Below are 23,670 nucleotides of genomic sequence, written 5' to 3'. Positions count from 1 at the left end.
CTGCTGGTGGCAGGCGACGTTTTTGACACCAGCACTCCGAGCAACCGTGCCCAAGAGCTCTATTACCGTTTCCTGTGCCGGGTGGCCGCGTCACCCTGTCGGCACGTTGTCGTCGTGGCGGGCAACCACGATTCGCCTTCCTTTCTCAATGCACCCAAGGAACTGCTCAAAGCCCTTGATGTCCACGTGGTTGGAAGTAGCACAGAAAACCCGGAAGACGAAGTGCTGGTACTCCGTAATGAGCAGGACGCTCCGGAACTGATTGTCTGTGCCGTACCTTACCTCCGCGACAGGGATATCCGCATGGCGGAAGCTGGTGAGAGTGTCGAAGACAAGGAGCGAAAGCTGATTGACGGCATCCGCAATCATTACGCCACCGTCGCCGCCCTGGCCGAACAGAAGCGGGAGGAACTCAGGGCCGATATTCCCATCGTTGCTTTGGGACACTTGTTTACCGCTGGCGGCCAAACCGTCGACGGTGACGGTGTGCGCGAACTCTATGTTGGCTCCTTGGCTCATGTGTCGGCCGGGATTTTTCCTGCCTGCTTCAACTATCTGGCGCTGGGGCACCTCCACATCCCGCAAAAGGTGAACGGCTCCGAATCCATACGGTACAGCGGCTCTCCACTGCCCATGGGGTTTGGAGAAGCAAAACAGCAGAAGAGCGTTTGCCAGGTTGAATTCCACAGTTCAGCAGCGTCTGTTCAACTGATCGACGTGCCGGTGTTTCAAAAGCTTGAGCGCGTCAAGGGAGACTTGAGTGAAATCTCAACCCGCATTCTTGAACTGTCGGCGGCCAACGTCCAGGCATGGCTTGAGGTCGTCTACGACGGTGAAGAAGTCATTGGCGACCTGCGCGAGCGTCTTGATGCGGCCATTACCGGCACTCAAATGGAAATTCTTCGGGTGAAGAACAACCGCATTATCGAACGCGTGTTGGGACAAATCCACGAAGAGGAAACGCTAGATGATCTGAACGTCAACGAAGTGTTCGAACGATGTCTCGCCGTTCATGACGTGCCTGAAGACCAGCGGCCGGAACTGCATCGCGCCTACCAGGAAACACTCTCGTCTCTCTACGAAGACGATAAGCAGGCGGAATAGAGAGGCTGGCGATGAGGATACTACAGGTACGATTCAAAAATCTGAACTCACTGGTCGGCGAATGGGAAATCGACTTGACGCACCCTGTTTTTACATCCGACGGTATCTTCGCCATCACCGGTCCAACCGGCGCGGGAAAGACGACTATCCTTGATGCTATTTGTCTTGCCCTCTACGGAAGGACACCGCGACTGAACAAGGTCACCAAAAGCGGAAACGAGACCATGTCCCGCCAGACTGGAGAATGTTTTGCCGAGGTGACGTTTGAAACGCAAACTGGTCGCTTTCGTTGCCACTGGAGCCAGCACCGGGCACGTAAAAAACCGGATGGCGAACTCCAGGCCCCGAAACACGAGATTGCCAATGCCGATTCTGGAGAGATTTTCGAATCCAAGCTCAGAGGTGTCGCCGATCAGATCGAGACGGCTACCGGCATGGATTTTGATCGTTTCACCCGATCCATGTTGCTGGCACAAGGCGGATTCGATACGTTTCTCAAGGCCGATGCGGATAAGCGGGCTCCGATCCTGGAGCAGATAACAGGCACAGAAATCTACAGCCTGATATCCATCCGCGTCCATGAGCGTCGTTCTCAGGAGCGAAAGCAGCTTGACACCCTGCAAGCGGCACTGGCCGGGATGCAACTTTTGACACCGGAAGAGGAGCAACAGCTCGCCGAGAGTCTGGATCAGAAAGGGGAACAGGACGCAGATCTCGCGAAGCAGCTTTCCCAGAAGAATCAGGCCATAACATGGATCGAAGGCATAACCCGTCTTGAGAATGAATTGAAGGCGCTCGACCAGGAAAAGGCTGTACAGATTACTAAGGTTGAAGCATTTGCGCCGGATCAGGAACGGCTACGACTTGCCAATCAGGCACTGGAACTTTCTGCTGAGTATGCGGTGTTGAGCGGCATCCGTAATGAGCAAGAAGCTGCCCGAGGCTCGCTGGACGAATGTCAGAAGGCCTTGCCGGGTTGCACTGATGTCGTCAAGCAGACGGAAGAATCCATGACGGTGGCTTCTGAGCAACTTGCGGCACGAAAGACAGAACAGCAAGTAGCACTGCCGATCATCCGAAAGGCTCGCGAGCTGGACCTGAAAATTGTCGAGAAGGATTCCCCTATCATTGCGGTGCGTGATTCCGTCGCCGAGCAGTCATTTTTTCTCGAAACGCTCCAAACCAAACAGAAAAGCGATTCAGAGGATTTGGGCAATCAACGCAAGGCGTTGGACAAATTGCAGGCTCTTCTTGAGGCATCCCAAGTGGATGAAAAACTGGTTGAGCATCTCGCTGGGCTGAGGAGCCGTTTCGATGTATTGAAGGTTCTTTCCGGGCATCTTACAGGCAAATTGGAAGAAATAGCGCAAGCGAAAACCCAGCTCAAGGAGGAATTGAGTGTCTGGCAGGAACAATCGATCTGCCTGGACAACGAGAAAGAAGACCTGGAGAAATCCAAGAGGGCGTTGGCTGAGAAACAGTCCAATCTTCTAGAAATCCTTGACGGCAAGGACGTGGCTGCGTGGCGAAAATGCCTGTCGACATTGACCACTCAGAAAGACCTCATTGGCAAAACACTTGAGGCCGTCGAATCTCTGGCTAAATCGCAGCAGACCATCTCCCAGCTTGAAAGTCGACAAACCGCGCTCAGGCAGGAAGAGTCGACATTGACCAGCTCGCTTGCGACCCAAATCGAAAAGCAGGCGGCTCTTGAAAAGGAAATGGACCTACTTGAGACCCAGCTGACATTACTCAAACGAATTGAGGATCTCGAAGAAGCACGCAATCAGCTTCAGGATGGTGAGCCTTGTCCATTATGCGGAGCCAAAGATCATCCTTTTGCCGAAGGCAATATTCCGGTCCCTGGTGAGACGCAACAACACCTTACCTCGGTGAGGGGAGCGCTCAAATCGGTTACTGGAAAAATTTCTGACCAGAAGGTCAGGTTGGCGCAAGTGAACAAGGATCTTGAACAAACGGCCACCGCACTGACGGAACACGGCGAGAAAATAGGTGAAGCCAGCCGGGTGATCAGTGACAACTGCGCAGAATTGGACTTCGACCCGAAATTGGCTGCATCCGATCCTGAGCTTCCCGAGAAACTTATAGACTTGAAGGATGAGAACTCTCGTCAGCTCGTTCGCGCCACAGGCATTTTAGAGACAGCGGATTCTATCGAAAAGGAATTGGCTACGCTCCGGGATCTACTCACGAAAGCCAAGGATTCAGTAGTAGAACGTGAGCGCGAGGTTCAGGCTGCTGCTCATAAAAAAGAATCTGTCGAGCAATTGCTGGAGCGGCTGGGAAAGGAAGCGTTTGGATATCAAGAGCAACAGGAAAAATCGCTCGATGCATTGCAGAAAGAGATTGAACCTTACGAGATGGCAGCACTCGCTATCGAAACCATCGATACGGACTATGAACAGTTAGCAGCGCGACGCGATCAGTGGGTTTCCAGGAATAAGCAAACGACCGAACTTCAACAGAAGATAGCGGCTCTTGAAATACAGGCAAGCCACCGGGCTGAGCAGATCCTCAAGGCTGAAAACGATATCAAGAGACAGCAAGAGGTGTTAGCTGGACATGTCCGTGATCAGGATACCCTCCAGGGTGAACGGCGTGAGCTGTTTGGGGAGAAAAAGACCGAAGATGAAGAAAAGCGTCTTTCCGAGGCCATCGAATCCGCCGACAAGGGCCTGGATGGTGCCCGTCAGAAATCATCGGCAGCCAATCAGGCACTCAGTCAACTGAAAGCCAAAATCGACGAATTTGAGAAATCAATTCACGCCCGTGATCTTCAGTTGAAGTCGGCTGATGAGTCATTCCTGATACGACTGAAAGCATCCGGTTTCACTGGCGAGGGAAATTACAAATCCTCCTGTCTCCCCGAGAGCGAGCGCAGACATCTGGCACAACAAGCACAGAAGCTATTAGACGAGAGAAACGAAATAGCCTCCAAGGAGCGTGAGAAGACCCAGTCGTTGGAGGCCGAACGGCAGAAGAATATCAGCAAAGAACCATTGGAAGAACTCAAGAATGCAGTAGTCGAACTGGCTGGAACCCTAAGGGATATCCAGCAGGAGATCGGTGGTATTCGGCAGAAGCTCAAAGATAATGACAGCTTGAAACAACAGCAGCAGGACCGAGTTCAGGCCATTGACGCTCAAAAACGAGAATGTTCAAGATGGGACCTGCTTCACGAGTTGATTGGCTCAGCAGACGGGAAGAAATATCGCAATTTTGCCCAAGGTCTGACCTTTGAAATGATGATAGGCCACGCCAACCGGCAGTTGCAGAAAATGACCGACCGTTACCTGCTGATACGAGATGATGCCCAGCCGTTGGAACTCAACGTAATAGACAACTATCAGGCGGGCGAGATTCGGTCCACGAAGAACCTGTCCGGTGGTGAGAGCTTTATCGTCAGCCTGTCGCTGGCGCTGGGTTTATCTCACATGGCCAGCAAGAATGTCCGGGTGGACTCGCTCTTCCTGGATGAAGGGTTTGGGACGCTTGATGAGGAAGCTCTGGACACAGCGCTTGAAACTCTCGCGGGACTGCAACAGGATGGAAAGCTGATCGGTGTCATTTCCCACGTCCTGGCGCTTAAAGAGCGCATCAGTGCCCAAATACAGGTAATCCCTCAAACTGGGGGCAGAAGCCAGATATCCGGGCCTGGATGCAGCAGGTTGAGCGCTACAGAACGGGCCGACAAGAAGCAGGGGGCCGAAGAAGCAGGGGGGCCGTGTTTCAACTCTTAACGATGTTATAAGTTAAGATGCGGCCCCCAATGATTCGCTATGCGTCCAATGGGTCGGGATTTTTCAGGGATTTCTTGTCGGCCGTGGCGATGCGACGCTCGACCTTTTTGACATCCTCGGCAGCCGGCAGGTGCTCGGGGCGAATGCCGCGTTCGAGCAGGGTGTTTCTAACCGCCTGATTGTTGGTGACGTGTTCCCGGGAGATATCACCCTCGCGGTCCATCTGGTGCTGCCTGGCGTTGAAGATGGTGATCTCGGTGGCGAAATCCTTGGCTTTCAGGATGATGGTGGGGGCGAAGTCGGCCAGTGGTCGATTGTCCGGTACTTTCCAATGGGCCTTCATGGCCTGGGTGGTTTTACCGAACAGCGCCTGATCGCCCTTGCTGCGGATGAGGGCGAAATTCTGGTTGCCGCCGGTCTGTTCGTAGATGACCTCGGACAGTTCCTTTTCGGTGGCCGAGAGCTTTTTGCGGGCCGAAACCCGCTCGGCTTCCAGCAGGCGTTGTTCGATCAATTCTGCTTTGCGGGTCTGCACCGCGAAATAGGTCTGGGCAAAGGCGATTTCCTGCTTCTTGGCATCGCCGTTCTGGGCAATCAGATAACAGGCGTAGCGGGTGAGCATGATGTCATCGACTTCGCGCTGACTGCCGGAACCGAGGTCGACCATTTTGTTGACATCAACAAAATGGTCTGAAATGGCATGACCGGATACCTCGCAGGCGGTCTTGGCCTTGGATATGACCGCGGTGAAATTGCGCCACTCAGAGTAACCGAGCAGATGCTGCAAATCACGGGCAAGCCAGAATTCAACGCCGCCTTCGGTCTGCTGAGCATGAGATTCAAAAGAATCGGTCAGCGAGTGAATGACATCAATCTTCATGTTTTAATTCCCCCCGGATAAGCTATTGATCATCGGTCTGATCTCGAAAAGCGGCATCAGGCCTGGTTCCGGTTTTGCCGAAGAACCCCTTGCTTCGTACCAGAAAAGCCGACAAAAAATGCTTTTTGATTCGCGCCACTCTATCAGACCTTATCGAATTCTTGAAGGAAAAAGACCTGTTAGCGGTGGATAGATGCTTTCATTGGCCCGGATCGGTATTGAGTCCGATGCCGCAATCGATGATGAGGACTGTCGAGTATTTTGATTTCCTCAAAGGATATTTGGGCGCGGGCAGTATATGGGAGGGAAAGCAGCAATACAGTTCCAGGAAAAAGAAGTCAGCAACTTTTGTCTCGAATCGTTGCTGCAATTAAGAACGTTTTGTGTAACAATTTGTCACGTATCCGCAACGCACCCTGAACCTCCCTTGATGTGAAGATTGACTTAATCATGGCCGATGATACCCCTCTTAAAAATCTGGTTCGCAATACTTTGGCCATCACCCTGATCGGCGGGCTGCTGGTTGCTTGCCTCTGGATTATGCGCCCTTTTTTACCCGCTTTGATCTGGGCCACGATGCTTGCTATTTCAACCTGGCCGGTGCTGCTGTCGATTGAGAAGAAGGTGCGCAGTCGCCGCTCGGCGATGTTGATTTTAATGATTTTGCTGGTACTGACGTTTGTTGTTCCCTTTACCCTCGCCGTTGGCACCATTGTTGAGAACGCGCCGAATATCAACGCGCTGGGCAAGCAACTTGCGACCATGAAGATTCCTTCTCCCCCTGCCTGGGTCGAACGATTGCCGCTGATCGGCGCCTTTGCGACCGATTATTGGCACCAGGCAGCAAGCTCAAAGCCGGGCGAGCTTACCAACAGCCTGGCCCCTTACGTGAGTAATATTGCCAAATGGATGGTCGCCCAGGCGGGCAGTCTTGGTATGATGCTGGTGCATTTCATTCTGACTTTGATCCTGACCGCTCTGCTCTATATAAATGGTGAGGTCGCCGCCAATATGGTTCGGCGTCTGGCGTACCGCATCGCTGAAGATCGTGGTGAAAATGCGGTTTTGCTGGCGGCGAAATCGGTGCGCGCGGTTGCCCAGGGCGTGGTCATTACGGCGCTGGCTCAAGCGATTATGGCCGGTCTCGGCCTGGCCGTGGTGGGGATCCCTTATGCTTCGTTGCTGACCGCGCTGATTTTCATGCTGACTATCGCCCAGATTGGCGCCGGGCCGGTACTGATTCCGGTTGTCATCTGGATGTTCTGGAAAGAGAGTATCGGCTGGGGTTCAGCCATGTTGGTCTGGTCGATTATTGTCATGAGCATGGACGGTTTCATGCGGCCCATCCTCATTCGTCGCAACGCCAACTTGCCGCTGTTGCTGATCTTTACCGGTGTTATCGGGGGACTCATCGCCTTCGGCGTTATCGGCCTTTTTATCGGCCCGGTGTTGCTGGCGGTTGCCTATACCCTGATGAGAGCCTGGGTCGACGATGAAATCATCGCTGATGCGATTGAACCTGCCGCCTTTGAGGAGTAGCTCTTCTGCGGTAAAATTCCCCCGAAAGGGTGAAATTGTTAGAGTTTTCTGTAGTCATGTGTGAAAACTGTAGCAGACAAAAGTAACCACGAGAGGAGTGTCTATGGCGGAATTACTGAGCAGTTTTTGGGCTAATCATTCAGCAACCTTGGTCAGCATCGGCTACAAGGCAGTATTGGGTATCGTCATCCTGATCGTCAGCGTAGTTGTGGCCAAAGGGGTGCGGCGGGCAATTCAGAGGCTTCACGACCGGCTTGAGAAGCTGGATACAACGTTGGTTCCGATCCTTTGCACAACGGCTACCTATGCGGTTTACACCATCGGTGGAGTTTTTATCCTCGATATTTTCGGGGTCAACACGACCAGTATTATTGCTCTGCTCGGGGCCGCCGGTCTGGCCATCGGTTTTGCCCTGAAGGATACCTTAAGTAATATCGCCGCCGGTATTATGTTGTTGTTTCTGCGTCCCTTCAGGGCAGGGAATTTTGTCGAGTTTGGCTCGGTTACCGGAACAGTGCGCGAAGTCAATCTGTTTACCACTATCCTCGAAACCTTTGACGGCCTGTATGTTTCTGCCCCGAACAGTGTAATCTGGGGAAACAATATTACGAATTTCACCCGTAATGGCAAACGACGACTCGATATTGTCATCGGGATTGCTTATAGCGACCCGATTGACGCCGGGCTGGATGTTCTTAAAAAAATTATCAGCTCCGAGCAACGCTTTCTTCAGACCCCGGTGCCGCAGACCATGGTCGCCTCCATGGGGGATAGCGCTGTAAATCTTCAGCTGCGGGGATGGACGACGATTGACGATTACTGGCAGACGCGCTGGGATTTAAACAAACGCGTCAAAGAGGAGATCGAAGCGGCAGGCTTGAGCATCCCCTTCCCGCAGCGCAGCGTGCATGTAGTTGCGAATGTTGCCAACATCGAGGTCGCGGATTCCGGAGCATGACATGGCTATGAAAAAAAGGACGAACCGATTGTGACTAAAAAGTTAGACGTTATTTATGCTGCGCCGCTCAATGAGGTTATCGATTTTACTTTTGATGAACGAGTCGCCGCGGTTTTTCCGGACATGATTCAGCGTTCGGTTCCCGGTTACGCAATGATGATTTCCACTATCGGCATCATGGCGGCCAGATATGCTCAGCCCGGCAGTCACTGCTACGATCTCGGCTGCTCGCTGGGAGCGGTCAGTCTGGCGATGCGCCAACGGATTTCTCAGCCGGACTGCGACATTGTTGCTGTCGATAATTCTCCGGCGATGGTCGAGCGGGGGCGGGAGTTGCTGTCCCGTGACCAGGAATCGATCGTTCCGGTCACCATGATCTGTGCTGATCTGCGCGATATTGTCATTAAAAATGCTTCTGTCGTGGTACTGAATTTTACCTTGCAGTTCATCCCCCCGGCCGAGCGACAGCGGTTGCTGGAACGCATCTGTCAGGGGGTAAAACCTGGCGGAATCCTGATCTTGTCGGAGAAGATCGCCTTTACCGAGCCGGTCAAACAGCAGTTTCATGACCAGCTTCATCTCGATTTCAAACGCGCCAACGGCTACAGCGATCTCGAAATCAGTCAGAAACGTACGGCACTGGAGAAGGTGATGATTCCGGAGACATTGGCTTGTCATCAACAACGCCTACAGACGGCAGGCTTCACGTTCAGTACGGTCTGGTTTCAATGCTGCAACTTCGCCTCGCTGGTCGCGGTCAAATGAACCCTTATGCAGCACTCTTTCCGCAGCTCGATGCACTGGGGTTGCACTCCTGGGCGCGGCATCTGCAACAGACCCTCCCGGTTATCCTCGCGATCAATGGTCACGGCAAGATGGCCGCCTGGCACGAGGCGTTGCGGCAATTGCCGACGCTTACGCCGTCTCAGGTCGAGATTCGGGAGCAGGTCGTCATCGGTCGGGCGGAAGATCTCGGAAGTGTCAGCCAGGAGGCGTTGACGGCGCAGCTGATGGCTTTTCACCCCTGGCGCAAGGGGCCCTATACGCTGTTTGGTGTGCAGATCGATACCGAATGGCGTTCTGACTGGAAATGGGAGCGGGTGGTGCCGCACATTCAGTCGCTGGGGGGACGCACCGTGCTCGATATCGGTTGCGGCAACAGTTATCACGGCTGGCGAATGCGCGGGGAGGGGGCCGAGCTGGTTCTCGGCATCGATCCGACGCTGGTGTCGGTGTTGCAGTTTCAGGTGATGCAACGCTACCTGAACGATCCTCGGCATCATCTCCTGCCGATCGGTATTGAAGATCTGCCGCCCGAAATGGCTTGCTTTGACAGCGTCTTTTCGATGGGGGTGCTCTATCATCGTCGTTCCCCCCTTGATCACCTGCTGGAGCTGAAGGGGTGTTTACGCCCCGGCGGCGAGCTGATTCTGGAGACGTTGATTGTTGAAACGGAGCAGGAAACGTTTTTTATGCCGGAAGGGCGCTACGCCAAGATGCGCAATGTCTGGTTCCTGCCGTCGATCGCGGCACTGACCTTATGGTTGCGTCGTTGCGGCTTTACCGATATTGTCTGTGTCGATACCAACCGCACCAGCACCGCAGAGCAGCGCCCGACGGCGTGGATGACTTTCGAGTCGCTCGCCGACTTCCTCGATCCGCACGATTCATCAAAAACGATCGAAGGGTACCCGGCACCGGTGAGAGCGATTTTTACGGCGACCCGTCCCTGAAACTGTTCAGCCGTCACTGCACCGTCGCTCGCGGCGTCACAGCGGGAGTTTGACGTTTACCTTTAACCCTGTCCAAGGCATAATCTTCCCCATGGCACCATCCCTTCTGACCACTTATGCGGCTTTTAGCAAAGCAAACCGCCGCTTGATCTTTCTGCTGATTTCCAGTCATCTGTTGTGGAGTTGTGTCATCTTCAGCCTTTGGTCAGTCGGTCGGGTGATCGAATTTCCGACGCTCTGGTGGGGAGGGGTGTTCAATGCGCTGCAACTCTTTGCCGCCGCTCAGTTACTGCTTCCCGCACTGCTGTTGCATCCCGAAGAACGCAGCCGCGGGTTCTATCTGTTTTGGGGGGGATGTCTGGCGCTGAGTGTCTGGTTGATCAACCAGTTACACCCCACAATCGGTTGGCAACCGCTCCTGGCCGCGATCAAGTCGGGAATATTGCTGTTGGCCGGGACCCTGATCGGGGCGGCGTTGGCGCGCTATGTTAATCGTTTGTGGGAAATCGTTCCGGTGTGTGTGGTGATGACCCTGGCCGATTTTATCAGTTGGCTGCACGGCCCGACGGCCGGTTTCGCCCGGGAAATCAAAACCTATTACCTGTACCCGGTGGGTACGCCGCCGTTGATTGACATGGTCCTGGTGAAGCTGGCATTTCCCGGTTCAGCCACTCTGGTTCCGGTGTTCGGTATCTCCGACTGGATCATGGTGGTTTTTTTCGCCATTGTTGCCCGGCGCCACGGGGTCAATGACAATCTGGCCGGGGTGTGTGGCGAGACGCTGGCGCGACAGGGGCAGATCGGGCGTTACCTGCCGGTGTCAGTGGTCGCCCTCTTTGTCGCCATTATCCTGGCACAGTCATCGGGAGGGTTCGTCCCGGCATTGCCGCTGATTGCTCTGACCATGCTGCTTTGGTACGGCGTACGCTATCTGCTTTTATCTCGTGGTTAGGGCCTGTAAGGAAATAACATGACTATCTTGCATCTCATCTTCCGGCCATCTTATTTTCCTACAGGCCCTTAATTGTTTTCGGCGCTTGACTTTTCAGTGTGATCCAGCATCATTGATTTACAGCCGACTCTTTAACAGGGGAGTGCCATGGTAAGGAAGGACGCGCGAAAAAACATCCGTCGAACATCCATCTATTATTTACAGACAGTTGATATTGCCGCCGGGACGCCCCTCGGACGCGTGGTTGATATCAACACCAGCGGTCTGCGCTTGACGGGGGAGCAGATCATCCCGGAGGGGTTGCATTTTCACTTAAAAGTTGAATTGCCGACCACGATTCACGGCAAGGACTGGCTTGAGTTGAGTATTGTCAGTGTATGGACCAAGACAGCGCTCAACCAGGATCTGCACGAAACCGGATTTCGTATTGAACAGCTCGATTACGAGGCGCAGCAAATCATCAATGTGCTGGATCAGGAATACGTCTTTGCAAGCCCGTCATGAATGCGTTCAGTTAGCCGTGACAGCCGCGATAGCATCGCGGGCAATGGTTGTCAATTCCAGCAGTTGATCTTCCCCGATCGTGAGTGGCGGCATGAAATAGATCACGTTACCGAGCGGACGCAGTAGCGCTCCTCTCTCCAGCGCCAATTTATAGACCTCCAGACCGCGGCGTTCCTGCCAGGGGTAGGGGGTCTTTCCTTTTTTCTCACGGACCATCTCAATCGCGGCAACCATACCGCATTGCCGAAATTCTCCGACGTGCTCCAGTTCGGTAAATCGCTCACGCTGCCGGGCAAGTAACTTGCCGGTTACCTGAATCTGTTCAAGTATCGATTCCTCGGCGAAGATATTGAGAACTTCCACCGCCAAACGACATGCCAACGGATTTCCGGTGTAGGAATGGGAGTGGAGGAAAGCCTTCATCGTGGCGTAATCGTCATAAAATGCCGCATATATATCATCCGTGGCAAGCACTGCGGCCAGCGGCATGTAACCACCGGTGATCCCCTTGGAGAGGCACATCAGGTCGGGCGCGACTCCGGCATGTTCGTTGGCGAACATGGTGCCGGTGCGACCGAAACCGACGGCGATTTCATCGGCGATGTAATGAACATTATAGCGATCACACAGGGCACGCAGCTTGCGCAGATAGACGGGTGAGTAGATGCGCATGCCCGCCGCGCACTGAATCAGCGGTTCGATGATGATGCCGCAAATCTCCTGATGATGTTCCATCACGACCTGTTCCAGATGTTTAAAACACGGTGCCGTACAGGTGTCGCGCTCCTCTTTGCAGGGGCAGCGATAGCAGTCAGGCCCGGTCGCCTGATATCCCTGCATGAGGAGGGGCTGATAGACCTTGCGGTACAGATCACAGCCGCTGACCGAGAGCGCCCCGACCGTTTCACCGTGATAGGCCTCGGTGATGCTGACAAAACGGGTTTTTTGGGGCCGACCTGACTGCTGCCAGTACTGAAAACTCATTTTCAACGCTGCTTCAACCGCGCTTGAACCGTTGTCGACGAAAAAAACCTTGTTCAGTTTGTCACCTGGCGCCAACGCACAGAGCCGCGCGGCAAGTTCGACCGCCGGCTGATGGGTGAATCCGGCAAAAATGTGGTGAGCGATCCGCTCTGTTTGTTCGCGCAGCGCGGCGTTGAGGCGGGGATGATTGTGCCCGAAAAGATTCACCCACCAGGAGGAGACGCCGTCGATGTAACGTTTCCCCGCAGCATCGATCAGATAGACCCCTTCGCCGCGTTCAATAACGATCGGTGGCAAGGTCTCCAGGTCTTTTTCCTGCGTACATGGATGCCAGACATGACGTCGGTCAAGGCGGATGATTTCGGATGCGTCCATCGTTTCCAGATTGTCAGAAATAGGGTGTGATGTTGAGTGCGGCAGTTGTCCAGCCGAACGTTGCCGCTTCACGCCATGTTGCGGCGAGGGTTGTCGTTATTTCGGCAGTGGAACCGTCTACCTGCGGCAGCACGCCCAGAAGACTGGCAGAAGCGAGTGAAGCAAGGGTGTGGGGCGCTTCCTGTTCGGCAAGTTCCGGGGCGGCGGGCATACGGTTAATAACAAATCCGCTGACCGGCACCTCCATGGTGCGCGCAGCAAAAATCGTCAGCAGTGTGTGATTGATGGTGCCCAGGGTAGGGCGAGTTACAATCAGCAGGGGTAATTGCAACAGCGTGACCAGATCACAGGTCAACAATCCTCCGGCCAGCGGTACCATCAACCCACCGGCTCCTTCGACGATCACGTAATCGTGGCTTGCGGCAAGCTGCCGGTAACAGTCGCAAATATGCTGCAAGTCGATTTTGATCCCCGCTTTGGAAGCAGCGAGGGCCGGTGCGACAGGCAGCGCGAATCGATAGGGTGCGATGAGTTGGTCAGCTGCCGAGCAACCGGAGCTTGCTCGTAATAGCCGGGCATCGGGACCCATTGAGGTCGGATCGTTGATGCCGGTTTCAACCGGCTTCATCACCCCGACGCTAACCCCTTGAGCGCGCAGCAAGGTTGCCAGCGTCGCGGCGATGATCGTTTTACCGACACCAGTATCGGTTCCGGTGATAAAAATACCGCGACTTGGCAATTCAGCAGGCATCGATCGTTACCTCGGCGTCACGAAACATTTGCAGATCGCTGTCACGATCACGACCGGTGGTGGTCAAATAATTACCGATCATTGCACCGCTGGCGCCGGCAATTGTCAACCACGACTGAAAATCGCGCAGGTTCGGTTCCCGCCCGCCGCAGACACTGATCCGCTGCCGGGGCAGGGTATAGCGGAAGAGGGCGATAATGCGTAAACAATCGAGCGGAGTCAGTTCGCGATTATTTTGCAGCGGGGTTCCAGCAATTGGATTGAGGAAGTTGATCGGTACGGAATCGACATCCAGCTCACGCAGGGTAAAGGCCAGCTCAATGCGTTGCGCAAGCGATTCACCAAGACCAAAAATCCCCCCGCAACAGACATTCATGCCAGCATCTTTGGCGATCTTGACGGTTTCGATATCTTCATCGTAGGCATGGGTTGTACACACGCTGGGGAAGAAAGACCGGGCGGTTTCAAGGTTGTGATGATAGGTAACGCACCCGGCCGCGACAAGTTGCTGTGCGCTATCTCGGGAAAGAATGCCCAGCGATGCCGACGGATCGATCGGCAGGGTCGCTTTAATCTCGCGTATGGCCGCGAGAATCGTAGCCAATTCATCTTCAGCGTCGATGCGGGTGCCACTGGTGACAATACCGAAACAATGCGAACCCTCATCCGCCGCGGCACGGGCCTGGGCCATGATCTCACGATATGTTTTAAGCGGGAAGACCGGTGCGTCAGTTTGGTGATGCGCCGACTGGGCGCAAAAAGCACAGTTTTCACTGCAACGTCCTGATTTTGCGTTAATAATAGAACATAGTTCGATTTTATCGCCAAACTGTTTTTCTTTAAGCAGGTGCGCACCGGCAAAAACAGCCGAAAGTTGTGCTCCTCGAGCGTTCATCAGGGCAAAAGCTTCATCCTGGGTCAACAACTTTCCTGCAATAATATCTTTTGCCAAGGCAATTGGATCGAGGGTCATAATTACATCTCCTGATAAATTTCGCGTGATTATACATTTCCTGGAGGCATTGTCAACTATCGATAGCGTTGTGGTTTACAATGCGACTCGCTGATTTACCATTTGTGCGAGAAGAAATACAGATCGTATTGACACTGACTTCTAATAATGGTAAAACGTTTTTTCATTTTCAAAAGGGACGGCACTGATATGATAAAAAAAATGATTGGAAAAAAGCTCAAGTCAATTCGTTTACGGAACGACTTTACTATTCAGGAACTGGCCGAAAAATCATCTGTTTCATCGAACATGATTTCGCGAATCGAACGGGGTTTGACAATTCCTTCTGTTGAAATTCTGATGAAGCTGGCCAATGCATTCGGCATGAGCGTTAATTATTTTGTTGAAGAGGCAGAAAAATGTTCGACCGTTATCGTCACCCGGCGTGACCAGGGCGAACCGGTTTTCTTTTTTGAGGACAAACACCAGATTACCAGCCTGACCCAGGGGATTCGCGACCCGAGTTTTTCGGTCTTTTACGATACCCTGGAAATCGGGTGCGACAGCGGTGAGGGGGGGATGGTCCACACCGGGGAAGAGTTTGCTCTGGTTATCGAAGGCGGGATGGAGTTCGTCATTGAACAGGAACGGTTTGTTCTCCACAAGGGGGACTCGATCGTTTTTAAAGCCTCTCAAGCACATCGCTGGATGAATCTCCATAGTGACAAGACCATCGTTTTGTGGGTTGTTTCGCCTGCCCCCTATATCTCTCAATAGCGATTGCGGAGCTATTTCATGAAGATAAAAAAAATTGTTGGCAAGAAGTTGAAAGCGATTCGCCTCAAAAACGATATGACCATCCAGGAACTTGCGGAGCGTTCACTTGTTTCATCCAATATGATTTCCCGGGTTGAACGGGGGTTGACCATCCCTTCGGTCGAAATCTTGATGAAACTGGCCATCGTCTTCGGCAAAAGCATCAACTACTTTGTTGAGGAAGTCACCACTACCCACGAGATCGTGCTTACCGCACCGGGAAAACGCGACAAGACTGTCTACGATGATGACAGTAACATGGTGACTGAATCGTTCACTTCCGGCCTTCGTGATCCTCAATTCATGTCATTTTACTGCACTGTAGCCAAGGGCGGGACCAGTGGCAGGCGCAATATGTACCATCCGGGAGATGAGCTGCTGTATCTGATTGAGGGACGGCTGCGCATAACCATCGCTGGCGAGACACATGTTCTCAACTCCGGCGACAGTATCTGCTTTAAATCGCATCTGCCTCATCGTTGGGACAATATCGGCGACGATGAAGCCAGGGTGATTTGGACGTTATCGCCTTTTACCGTTATCTGATCGCACTGATTTTGCAACGATCTGGTTGACAGCCGGGGATTGACAGGTATATTAACATCGTGGTCTGAATGGATTTATCCCCCCAGGTGCTTTGCTGTGGAGGTTGTTAATGAACAAGTCGGAACTGGTCGAAAAGCTGGCAACTCAACGTGATCTGACGTACAAAAAGTCGGAAGAAATTGTCAATGTCATCTTTGACTCAATGTCGGACACCCTGGCGCATGGTGATCGTATCGAAATTCGTGGGTTCGGCAGTTTTATGATCAAGGAATACAAGGCATATATGGGCCGGAACCCTAAAACCGGGGAAGTGATCAAGGTCAACCCGAAAAGACTGCCTTTTTTCAAGGTTGGTAAAGAATTACGTGAGCGTGTCAACAACAGCTGATTCCTGTTTATCGCCATTTGCCCGGTTACCGTATGGTTTCCGGGCTTTTTTGTCGATGGCATCACATCTTCCCGTCACGCTGATTCACTGTCTGGCAGTGTGCAAATCAACACTTTTCCCTTCCGCTTGAGACGTATGCAGCACCCCTCGTTTGCTTCAAACCATACCTGATCGGTCGCCGATGCTCTGTCCCCTGGGCATAATGCATTTTTTGCACTATCCGCCGCCGCAAAGGTGACCGTTTTGGCACGTAAATTGATAAAAGGTCTCTACAGGTTCGCCCCCTGTTAAATATCTCAGGGTGATTGAGCCTGCTTGATTTTAGCTCACGCAAGTGATAATTTGCCCTGCATTTATTTTCCGCTGCCTACAGAGACTTTATTTGATATGTTCTGCCTGTTTCACAAACTTAAAATCTGTTTAATCATTTCCTTTTGCGTGTTCTTCTTGTCACGTACCGCCTTTGCAATACCAGCGTTGTCTGGTTCCACCGGCATTATTACCCAACCCACTGCCGAAACGCTCAATGCCGGTAATATCTGTGTCGGTGTCTGGAGTGTCAGCGACAGCACCGGGACAATCGTCCCGGTGACCATAACTATTGGTCTGGGCACATTTCTTGAGGCCTACGGCTCTTTTCCCAATATCACCCTGAATGGTGATGAGAACGACAATCCCCGCGGTTTTGCCAATGTCGGCATGAAATTACGTTTTTGGGGGAAACGTTCCGCCAGCTTCAAGCTGGCGCTTGAGGGCGAAATGCGGCGATGGGTCTCCGACGATATCAATACCGACGGTTTGACCGATACCGTCACGCGGCTGGTCGCCAGCTACAAGCTGGGGCGTTTCGGCTTTCACTTGAACGGGGGATACAGTGCCAATGAGGATCCCGTCGGTGGTGGCATTGCTGATCAGACACTTTATGGCGGCGCTGTCGAGTTTCTGCCGACTGAACGGTTACGCCTGGTCGCTGAATACGCAGCGCAAACACATCGTGACTGGATAAGTTACAACGCTGGTGTGGATGGGCCGAGTGAAGCCACGTTTGCCCTTCAGTACCACCTTTCACCGCACCTGACGCTCAATCTTGGTATGGTTTCCGGGTTGAACGACGCAACGGATGAGTGGAAACTTATTTTCGGGTTTTCTTCATGTCAGGGAATCGGAACTTACCAACGGGAGTTGCCACGACCGGTATCCTCAGCCGACACCGCTGAGGAGAAGAAAGAGATCAAGAAAATCATCAAGGTGCGGATGTTGAAACCATTACGGGGTACCGTACAAGGCTTGCAGACAGCGCCCCTTGCGCCGGTAACCAAACTTGAGGTGCCCGTTGTTACTGGAGAAGAGATTGTCCTGACGCCTTCTGATCGCCTCACTATCGCCGGCGCCCAGACATTAAAAGCGCTCTCCGTGGCTCCGGTGGGATCGGCCCCGGCGTTGTCAGCTCCAGCAAACCTAGCGCAGGATATTGTAACAGCCACTTCGGCTGCTGCATCTGCAGTGACTGCTGGTTCAATCGTAATTCCTGGCGTTTTGTCTGGCGGCAGAAGTTATCAACTGAATGAATTTGTTGACATTGAGGGAGATGTGGCCATCGACTCCGGCCACCTCGTTGCTCAGAAAATCTCTGAAGAATTACTTTACCAGGCGAACTTCACCCAGGTGCGGATGGGGACGGATGCTTTAGTTGTCGAATTTTACCACAACTACCAGCAGGATTTACCGGTGTGGATCGAGGGGGACGTCCAATACGAACTCTCCGACACACTGGCCCCTCCCAATAAATTGATTACTTTGAAAATAAACAGGACAGCCGGTTCTATCAACCCGTTCAAGCTGCATCTGGGGGCAGAATCAGAGGTTTTTGAATTTTGGATTCAAACGGTCGAATCCGCGAAAGAAAGAAGAATTCAGCAACCCAAGCTGGTGACGAAACCGGTTGCTGCACCGGCACCGGTTCGGGCGGTTCCGCTCGAACCGGTGGTGGCGCGCCCCAATGTGAATTTTTCCACCGGGAAACCGATTTCCGCGAAAGTTTACCGTAAATTCAGACTGCCAGGCTTTGAGTTCGGGTTCGATCAATCGACTTTGAGCCCGGAAACTATTGCGGCACTGGATCAAGTTGCGGAGCAGTTGAGAAAAGACAATAAATGGTTTTTTCTGCGGATTGATGGACACACGGATTCTGTTGGTTCGGAACAATACAATCAGGATTTATCGTTGCAACGCGCAATCAGCGCTGCTACCAGACTGGCTGTCAGCCATGGAATTGAATCCGAGCGCATCTTCATCAAAGGTTTTGGCGAAAGCACCCCGATTGATGACAATCTGACCAAAGAGGGGCGGGCGGCCAATCGTCGGGTCGAGATCCTGGTCCTCATACCAAATTAACCTTAATCTTTCGGAACGATTACGATGTTGATGAGAAGCGTTTTTTTTATTTTATGTTTCTGCCTGTGTGGCAGTCTTTTGGTCGTGGCTGAAGATATCCCCGCCGAGGCCTTGCTTGTGCTTGAGAGCAGGGAGGTGCTGGGCATCATTCAGTTCCCTCACCACACATCTGTCAGACTGAGTGAAAAGGGCAAACAGCAGGCCAGCGCAACACTGAATAAACTGGCCAGGTACGAAGCAAACAAAATTATTCGTGCCGAGGGATTTTGCTCCCCAGGCAAAGATGAAAAAGAGACGATGCAAGCGTCAATGTTGCGAGCCAAAGCGGTGCGCGACTATCTGGCTTCAAACGGCATCAACAACGTTTATATTACCGGATTCGGTATAAATAAATATGGTAATAAAGAAATATCCATTGCTGATCGTGTCGAAATTGCAATCTATGATAAACTGATCGACATTGATGCTTCGGCAGTTTTACAAACAATTAATTCACTAGCAGTGGAATAAATATGTCGATCTCTTTTCAAAATATCAGATCCTGCAAACTGTTCGATGGTCTTGATGACAGAGAACTTGAAACGCTCCAGTTGCTCTTCACAGAGCATCAAATGGGGGAGGGAAAGACGGTTTTTGTCGAAAATATGGCCGCAGAATCGCTTTATTTAATCACGCGCGGAACGGTCGCAGTTTTCAAGATGTTGGCGGAAGGGGAAGAGAAAATGCTCGCTGTGCTTGGTGCCGGTGAGGTGTTTGGTGAGATGGCTCTGTTCGACAATACGCCCCGTGCGGCAACCGCCCGTGTTGCCGAGTCAGCAACAATTTTAAGTATAAAAAAATCTTCTTTTGATGCGTTTTGTCAGAATCATCCGGCAGTGGCGCTGAAGCTGTTGCGCAACATTGTTAAAATATTTTGTGCGCAGTTGCGCGAAACAGACGGTGACTTTCGCAACAGATTTAAAGTCGCATTCTCGGAAATGAATTAACATGAGGTGGAAGATGATGGGTCGATTGATCGTGTTGCTCGTTGCAGTTGTTCTGTCAGCAGGTTGTGCCGGAGTTAAAATCAAGCCCGTTGCAACACAGACCGCGATGATTGATCTTAAAACAAACACGGCGACTGAAGTGATCAATGGAATCTCAATTCGGGCCAAAGCCAACCCGTATGCGGTACCGACAGCGCAGCCTTCCGTCAATATCGCCTCATTTTCGGTCAGTTTTACCAATAACTCTGCTGACGAGGTCGATTTTTCTCGTGACTCGGTTGTTCTTATCGCCGATGGCAAAAAACAGCTGCGCCCGGCAACCGTTGAAGATTTGACGACGATCCTCAAAAAAGACACATTTTACTTAATTCCCTCACCTTACGTCGGCTACTACTATCTTGAAGATCGTGAACGTGGTGCCAACATCAATCAGTTTGAAAGTTCCTTGCCATTTTATGTCGAATACTACCCCGAAGAACTTATTGCGGCGTCTTTTCCTTTTGGTAAAGTCAAAACCGGGATTGAAGTAAGCGGCGAAATATTTTTTTTGGCTGACTTCTCTACCTTCAATTTCCTCGAATTACGCCTGCAACCGGCCATAGGCAGCACTACGTCAACCGAGTTCAAACTCCCGTTTTCCGTTGAAAAATAGCCCTTCCCGAGTTATATTCTCCACCTTCTTGTAACTTCACAAGTTTTTATTCATCTCCTTGCCTGAAGGGGGGATTAAGTGCTTCAAGTTTTAATGAATCAAAAGCTTATTTTCGGTCTGATGGGTGGGTTGGGGCTCTTTCTTTTCGGCATGAAGATCATGTCGGAGGGGCTGCAGAAAATCGCTGGCGAACGGATGCGGAGAATTCTCGCCGCATTGACCAATAACCGCCTTGTCGGGGCACTGGTCGGCCTGTCTGTAACCACCATCATCCAGTCGTCAAGCGCGACAACCGTAATGGTCGTCGGTTTTGTCAACGCCGGCCTGATGTCGTTGGTTCAAGCGATCGGCGTGGTCCTCGGTGCCAACGTCGGCACGACAGTCACGGCACAGTTGATTGCTTTCAATATCACCAAATATGCACTACCCGCCATCGGCCTTGGTGCGGGGCTGAAACTTTTTTCCGGAAACCGCAAATGGGTTTACACTGGAGAAATTCTGCTGGGTTTTGGTATCCTTTTTTTTGGTCTGGCAACCATGAAACAGGCCTTTGATCCGATCAAGGCCAGTGATGAGTTTCGGCAGTTTTTTATTCTGGTCGGAGATAATCATTTGCTCGGGGTTCTGATCGGTGCCATTTTAACGATTCTCGTGCAGAGCAGTTCAGCAACGATCGGCATTACCCTGGCCCTGGCAACGAGCGGATTGCTGACGTTTGAGGCCAGCGTTGCATTGATTCTCGGAGAAAATATCGGCACCACAATTACCTCTAATCTGGCTGCCATCGGGACCAATGTCGCCGCGCGCCGAACCGCATTTGCCCACTTTTTATTCAACGTCTTCGGCGTTGCTTATATGTTGCTGCTGTTCCCGTATTTTATGGCGTTTATCAAATCAATTACCCCCGGAGAGCCGGATTTGCAGATCCTGACTGCGCAGCAGGCAGAGAGCCTTGGCTTCGCGATCGGGGACAAGCCGTATATTGCCCGGCACATTGCCAACGCTCATACATTGTTTAATATTATCAATGTGTTGATTTTTCTCCCCCTGGTCGGAGTTCTGGCCAAAATCACCACGCTGACACTTCGCGGTAACGATAAAGTGACCGAGTTTCACCTCAAATATATTGACAACCGGGTTCTCAATACCCCGCCGATCGCAATCGCTCAGGCACGCTCGGAAACGAAGCGCATGGCCAGAATTGCTCTGGAAATGTTCGACGAAACGATGGATGTCATGTGGACTCATAATTTAAAGGCGGTTGTCGCTCTCGAAAAACAGGAAGATGTTGTCGACCTGCTGCAACACGAGATTACCAATTTTCTTGTCGCCTTGTCACAGAAGTCAATCAGTCAGGAGATATCAACTTCCAGCGCCTCGTTAATGCGAATGATTAACGATCTGGAACGTGTCGGTGACCACTGTGAAAATCTCTGGCGGCTCACCCAGCGGCTGGTTGAACAGAAAACTAAATTTTCCGTGGTTGCCATGGAAGAACTGGAGGAAATTGCCAAGGCCACTCGCGATTTCCTTGTCTTTGTCATTGAGGGGCTGGAGCAGGGTGACCGCAAAATCCTGCCGCAGGCCCATTTGCTTGAAGAACGCGTTGATCAATTAGAAGAAAGTTTGCGGAATAATCACATCACCCGCCTGAACACCGGTGAATGCTCGGTCGTGCCCGGATTAATCTTTATCGACATGCTCCATAATTTTGAAAAGATTGGCGACCACACCTTTAACGTTGCCGAGGCCGTGGTCGGGAAAAAATAGTCGTGTATGCAGCGATTGATATCGGCACCAACACGGTCCGTCTGCTGATTGGCAAGATCGAGGACGGGCACGTTATCCCCTTGCGATATGAGCGTGCCATAACCCGACTGGGTGGTTGCTGCACCCCCCGCCAGGGGCTTGGCCGGGCATCGATGGAACGAACTCTTGCCGCTCTGATGACCTTTGTTCAAGCGGTAAAAATGTCTGGTTGCACGACGCTGCGTGCGGTTGCAACAGAAGCTGTCCGCGGAGCAGTCAACGGGGCGCAGTTTGTTTCTTCCGTCTCTCAGCATTGCGGTCTGGATGTTGAAATTGTTTCCGGAATTATTGAGGCACAACTAAGCGCATCCGGCGCACTTTCGGTTGTTCAGCCCACTCCAAGGCACAGTCTGATCGTCGATATCGGCGGCGGCAGTACGGAACTTATCTACTGTCACGCAAAGACGGTTATGCTGGCAAAAAGTTATCCGATCGGCGCGGTCGGTCTCTACGAAATTGTTGATGATGCTGAGCGACGTCATCGGCAAGCACTCTTTGCTGAAGAACTCGCCACTGATTTTGCTGGTCTAACGGGGGGTGACGACGTCACCTTGATCGGCACCGCCGGGACGATCACCACGGTCGCGGCGGCGCTGATGAAGATGACTGAATACGACTGGAAACGTGTCAATAATTTTCGTTTCAGCATTAATCAACTCAGCGACTTTTACGAACAATTATGTTTACTGTCTGTAGTCGAGCGCGAAAATCTTCCCGGTGTAGAGCCGGGCAGGGGTGACATCCTGCCCGTTGGCATCGAGATTTTACAGGCAGTTTTTCATGCCTTTGCCAAAGCAGAGATGACCGTCACTGATTTTGGCCTGCTCGAAGGGTTATTGCTTAGCATGGCCGATCTGTCACCGGTCCGCTCCGAAGATTGACAAGGGTCTACTGTTTGACTATATTCAGCAATCCCCGGCTATCACAGCCCGTAATATCTTTTGATTAAAGGATCCCATGAAAAAGACCGTCTTGTCTGGAAATGAAGCGATAGCCCGCGGCGCGTTTGAGGCTGGTGTCAAGGTCGCAGCGGCTTATCCTGGTACTCCCAGCACCGAAATCCTGGAAAACCTTGTTTCTTATCAGGGTATTGATGCCTCATGGTCACCCAACGAAAAGGTTGCTCTTGAGGTCGCGATTGGCGCCTCGTTTGGTGGCGTGCGCACCTTGGTGACAATGAAACATGTCGGGGTCAACGTTGCTGCGGACCCACTTTTTACCCTGTCCTATACCGGGGTTCGTGGCGGACTGGTACTGGTCACAGCAGATGACCCTGAGTTGCACTCATCGCAAAATGAGCAGGACAATCGTAATTATGCCAAATTTGCCAAGGTTCCGATCTTTGAACCGGCGGACAGCCAGGAAGCTCTGGAATTTACGCGTTTGGCTTTTGCGGTCAGTGAACAGTTCGACACGCCCGTGATGTTGCGCACCACCACCCGGATTTCACACTCCAAGTCTGTGGTTACGCTCGGCGAACCGCTAACAGGGCTGCCAGAGCCAAGTCTGAGTCGAAATCCCGCAAAACTGGTGATGCTCCCCGGTAATGCACGCCCGCTCCATCACACCGTTGAAAAACGGATTAC

General features: G+C 52.2%; 22 protein-coding genes. 18 read left to right on the top strand and 4 right to left on the bottom strand.

Going from position 1 to position 23,670, the window contains the following annotated elements:
* Both K0A93_12540 and K0A93_12535 read left to right on the top strand, forming a co-directional pair.
* Positions 1-1,104, top strand: a 1,104-nt coding sequence (locus tag K0A93_12540; protein ID MBW6512918.1) for an exonuclease SbcCD subunit D C-terminal domain-containing protein, incomplete at its 5' end; no start/stop codon positions are given.
* Between the two features lie 11 nt (positions 1,105-1,115).
* Positions 1,116-4,865, top strand: coding sequence for an AAA family ATPase (locus K0A93_12535; protein MBW6512917.1), 3,750 nt, complete (start codon positions 1,116-1,118; stop codon positions 4,863-4,865).
* Positions 4,866-4,902: 37 nt separating this feature from the next.
* Here K0A93_12535 and dinD read toward each other — a convergent pair whose 3' ends face one another.
* Complete coding sequence (gene dinD / locus K0A93_12530; protein MBW6512916.1) at positions 4,903-5,745, bottom strand: DNA damage-inducible protein D; 843 nt, start codon at positions 5,743-5,745, stop codon at positions 4,903-4,905.
* Between the two features lie 450 nt (positions 5,746-6,195).
* Between dinD and ydiK the strand changes: the two genes are divergently transcribed.
* The 6 genes from ydiK (at position 6,196) to K0A93_12500 (ending at position 11,431) form a co-directional block, all read left to right on the top strand.
* Positions 6,196-7,284, top strand: a complete 1,089-nt coding sequence (ydiK, locus tag K0A93_12525) for an AI-2E family transporter YdiK (GenBank protein MBW6512915.1) — start codon at positions 6,196-6,198, stop codon at positions 7,282-7,284.
* Positions 7,285-7,387: 103 nt separating this feature from the next.
* Positions 7,388-8,242 carry a mechanosensitive ion channel family protein gene (locus K0A93_12520; GenBank protein ID MBW6512914.1) on the top strand — a complete coding sequence of 285 codons (855 nt, stop codon included), beginning with the start codon at positions 7,388-7,390 and terminating at the stop codon, positions 8,240-8,242.
* Between the two features lie 30 nt (positions 8,243-8,272).
* Positions 8,273-9,007 (top strand): carboxy-S-adenosyl-L-methionine synthase CmoA, encoded by a 735-nt coding sequence (gene cmoA, locus K0A93_12515; GenBank protein ID MBW6512913.1) that lies wholly within the window; start codon positions 8,273-8,275, stop codon positions 9,005-9,007.
* Positions 9,004-9,975, top strand: coding sequence for a tRNA 5-methoxyuridine(34)/uridine 5-oxyacetic acid(34) synthase CmoB (gene cmoB / locus K0A93_12510; protein ID MBW6512912.1), 972 nt, complete (start codon positions 9,004-9,006; stop codon positions 9,973-9,975). The genes cmoA and cmoB overlap by 4 nt, the downstream gene beginning before the upstream one ends.
* A 91-nt stretch (positions 9,976-10,066) precedes the next feature.
* On the top strand, positions 10,067-10,927 hold the full coding sequence (locus K0A93_12505) for a hypothetical protein (GenBank protein MBW6512911.1): 861 nt from the start codon (positions 10,067-10,069) through the stop codon (positions 10,925-10,927).
* A gap of 147 nt (positions 10,928-11,074) precedes the next feature.
* Complete coding sequence (locus K0A93_12500; protein ID MBW6512910.1) at positions 11,075-11,431, top strand: hypothetical protein; 357 nt, start codon at positions 11,075-11,077, stop codon at positions 11,429-11,431.
* 6 nt (positions 11,432-11,437) lie between these two features.
* On the opposite strand, the gene bioA is transcribed toward K0A93_12500, so the two are convergent.
* Genes bioA through bioB form a run of 3 tightly spaced genes read right to left on the bottom strand, consistent with a single transcriptional unit; the run spans position 11,438 to position 14,514 of the window.
* Entirely contained in the window at positions 11,438-12,790 is a 1,353-nt protein-coding gene (gene bioA, locus K0A93_12495) for an adenosylmethionine--8-amino-7-oxononanoate transaminase (GenBank protein ID MBW6512909.1), read from the bottom strand.
* A gap of 13 nt (positions 12,791-12,803) precedes the next feature.
* The gene (gene bioD, locus K0A93_12490) at positions 12,804-13,541 is read right to left on the bottom strand and encodes a dethiobiotin synthase (GenBank protein ID MBW6512908.1); all 738 of its coding nucleotides are present in this window, start codon (positions 13,539-13,541) and stop codon (positions 12,804-12,806) included.
* Positions 13,531-14,514 (bottom strand): biotin synthase BioB, encoded by a 984-nt coding sequence (bioB, locus tag K0A93_12485; GenBank protein MBW6512907.1) that lies wholly within the window; start codon positions 14,512-14,514, stop codon positions 13,531-13,533. Before bioB ends, bioD begins: the two co-directional genes overlap by 11 nt.
* Positions 14,515-14,703: 189 nt before the next feature.
* On the opposite strand from bioB, the gene K0A93_12480 reads away from it, so the two are divergent.
* The 10 genes from K0A93_12480 to K0A93_12435 all read left to right on the top strand — a co-directional run.
* On the top strand, positions 14,704-15,270 hold the full coding sequence (locus K0A93_12480; protein MBW6512906.1) for an XRE family transcriptional regulator: 567 nt from the start codon (positions 14,704-14,706) through the stop codon (positions 15,268-15,270).
* Between the two features lie 18 nt (positions 15,271-15,288).
* Entirely contained in the window at positions 15,289-15,855 is a 567-nt protein-coding gene (locus K0A93_12475; protein ID MBW6512905.1) for an XRE family transcriptional regulator, read from the top strand.
* Positions 15,856-15,964: 109 nt separating this feature from the next.
* Complete coding sequence (locus K0A93_12470; protein ID MBW6512904.1) at positions 15,965-16,243, top strand: integration host factor subunit beta; 279 nt, start codon at positions 15,965-15,967, stop codon at positions 16,241-16,243.
* A gap of 447 nt (positions 16,244-16,690) precedes the next feature.
* Positions 16,691-18,637: an OmpA family protein gene (locus K0A93_12465; GenBank protein ID MBW6512903.1), complete on the top strand. Its 1,947-nt coding sequence runs from the start codon at positions 16,691-16,693 to the stop codon at positions 18,635-18,637.
* Positions 18,638-18,721: 84 nt separating this feature from the next.
* Positions 18,722-19,147 carry an OmpA family protein gene (locus K0A93_12460; GenBank protein MBW6512902.1) on the top strand — a complete coding sequence of 142 codons (426 nt, stop codon included), beginning with the start codon at positions 18,722-18,724 and terminating at the stop codon, positions 19,145-19,147.
* Between the two features lie 2 nt (positions 19,148-19,149).
* Positions 19,150-19,623, top strand: a complete 474-nt coding sequence (locus tag K0A93_12455) for a cyclic nucleotide-binding domain-containing protein (protein MBW6512901.1) — start codon at positions 19,150-19,152, stop codon at positions 19,621-19,623.
* 13 nt (positions 19,624-19,636) lie between these two features.
* Positions 19,637-20,275, top strand: coding sequence for a hypothetical protein (locus K0A93_12450; protein MBW6512900.1), 639 nt, complete (start codon positions 19,637-19,639; stop codon positions 20,273-20,275).
* A 93-nt stretch (positions 20,276-20,368) separates the two neighbouring features.
* Positions 20,369-22,045, top strand: coding sequence for a Na/Pi cotransporter family protein (locus K0A93_12445; GenBank protein ID MBW6512899.1), 1,677 nt, complete (start codon positions 20,369-20,371; stop codon positions 22,043-22,045).
* Positions 22,046-22,047: 2 nt separating this feature from the next.
* The gene (locus K0A93_12440) at positions 22,048-22,965 is read left to right on the top strand and encodes an exopolyphosphatase (GenBank protein MBW6512898.1); all 918 of its coding nucleotides are present in this window, start codon (positions 22,048-22,050) and stop codon (positions 22,963-22,965) included.
* Positions 22,966-23,041: 76 nt separating this feature from the next.
* Positions 23,042-23,670 (top strand): indolepyruvate ferredoxin oxidoreductase subunit alpha (locus tag K0A93_12435; GenBank protein ID MBW6512897.1); only part of this gene is annotated, 629 nt, incomplete at its 3' end.

The organism is Desulfuromonadaceae bacterium (assembly GCA_019429445.1).
GTDB lineage: Bacteria > Desulfobacterota > Desulfuromonadia > Desulfuromonadales > JAHYIW01 > JAHYIW01.
Note: the sequence above shows the minus strand (reverse complement) of the source record. Positions and strands in the feature narration are given on the sequence as shown.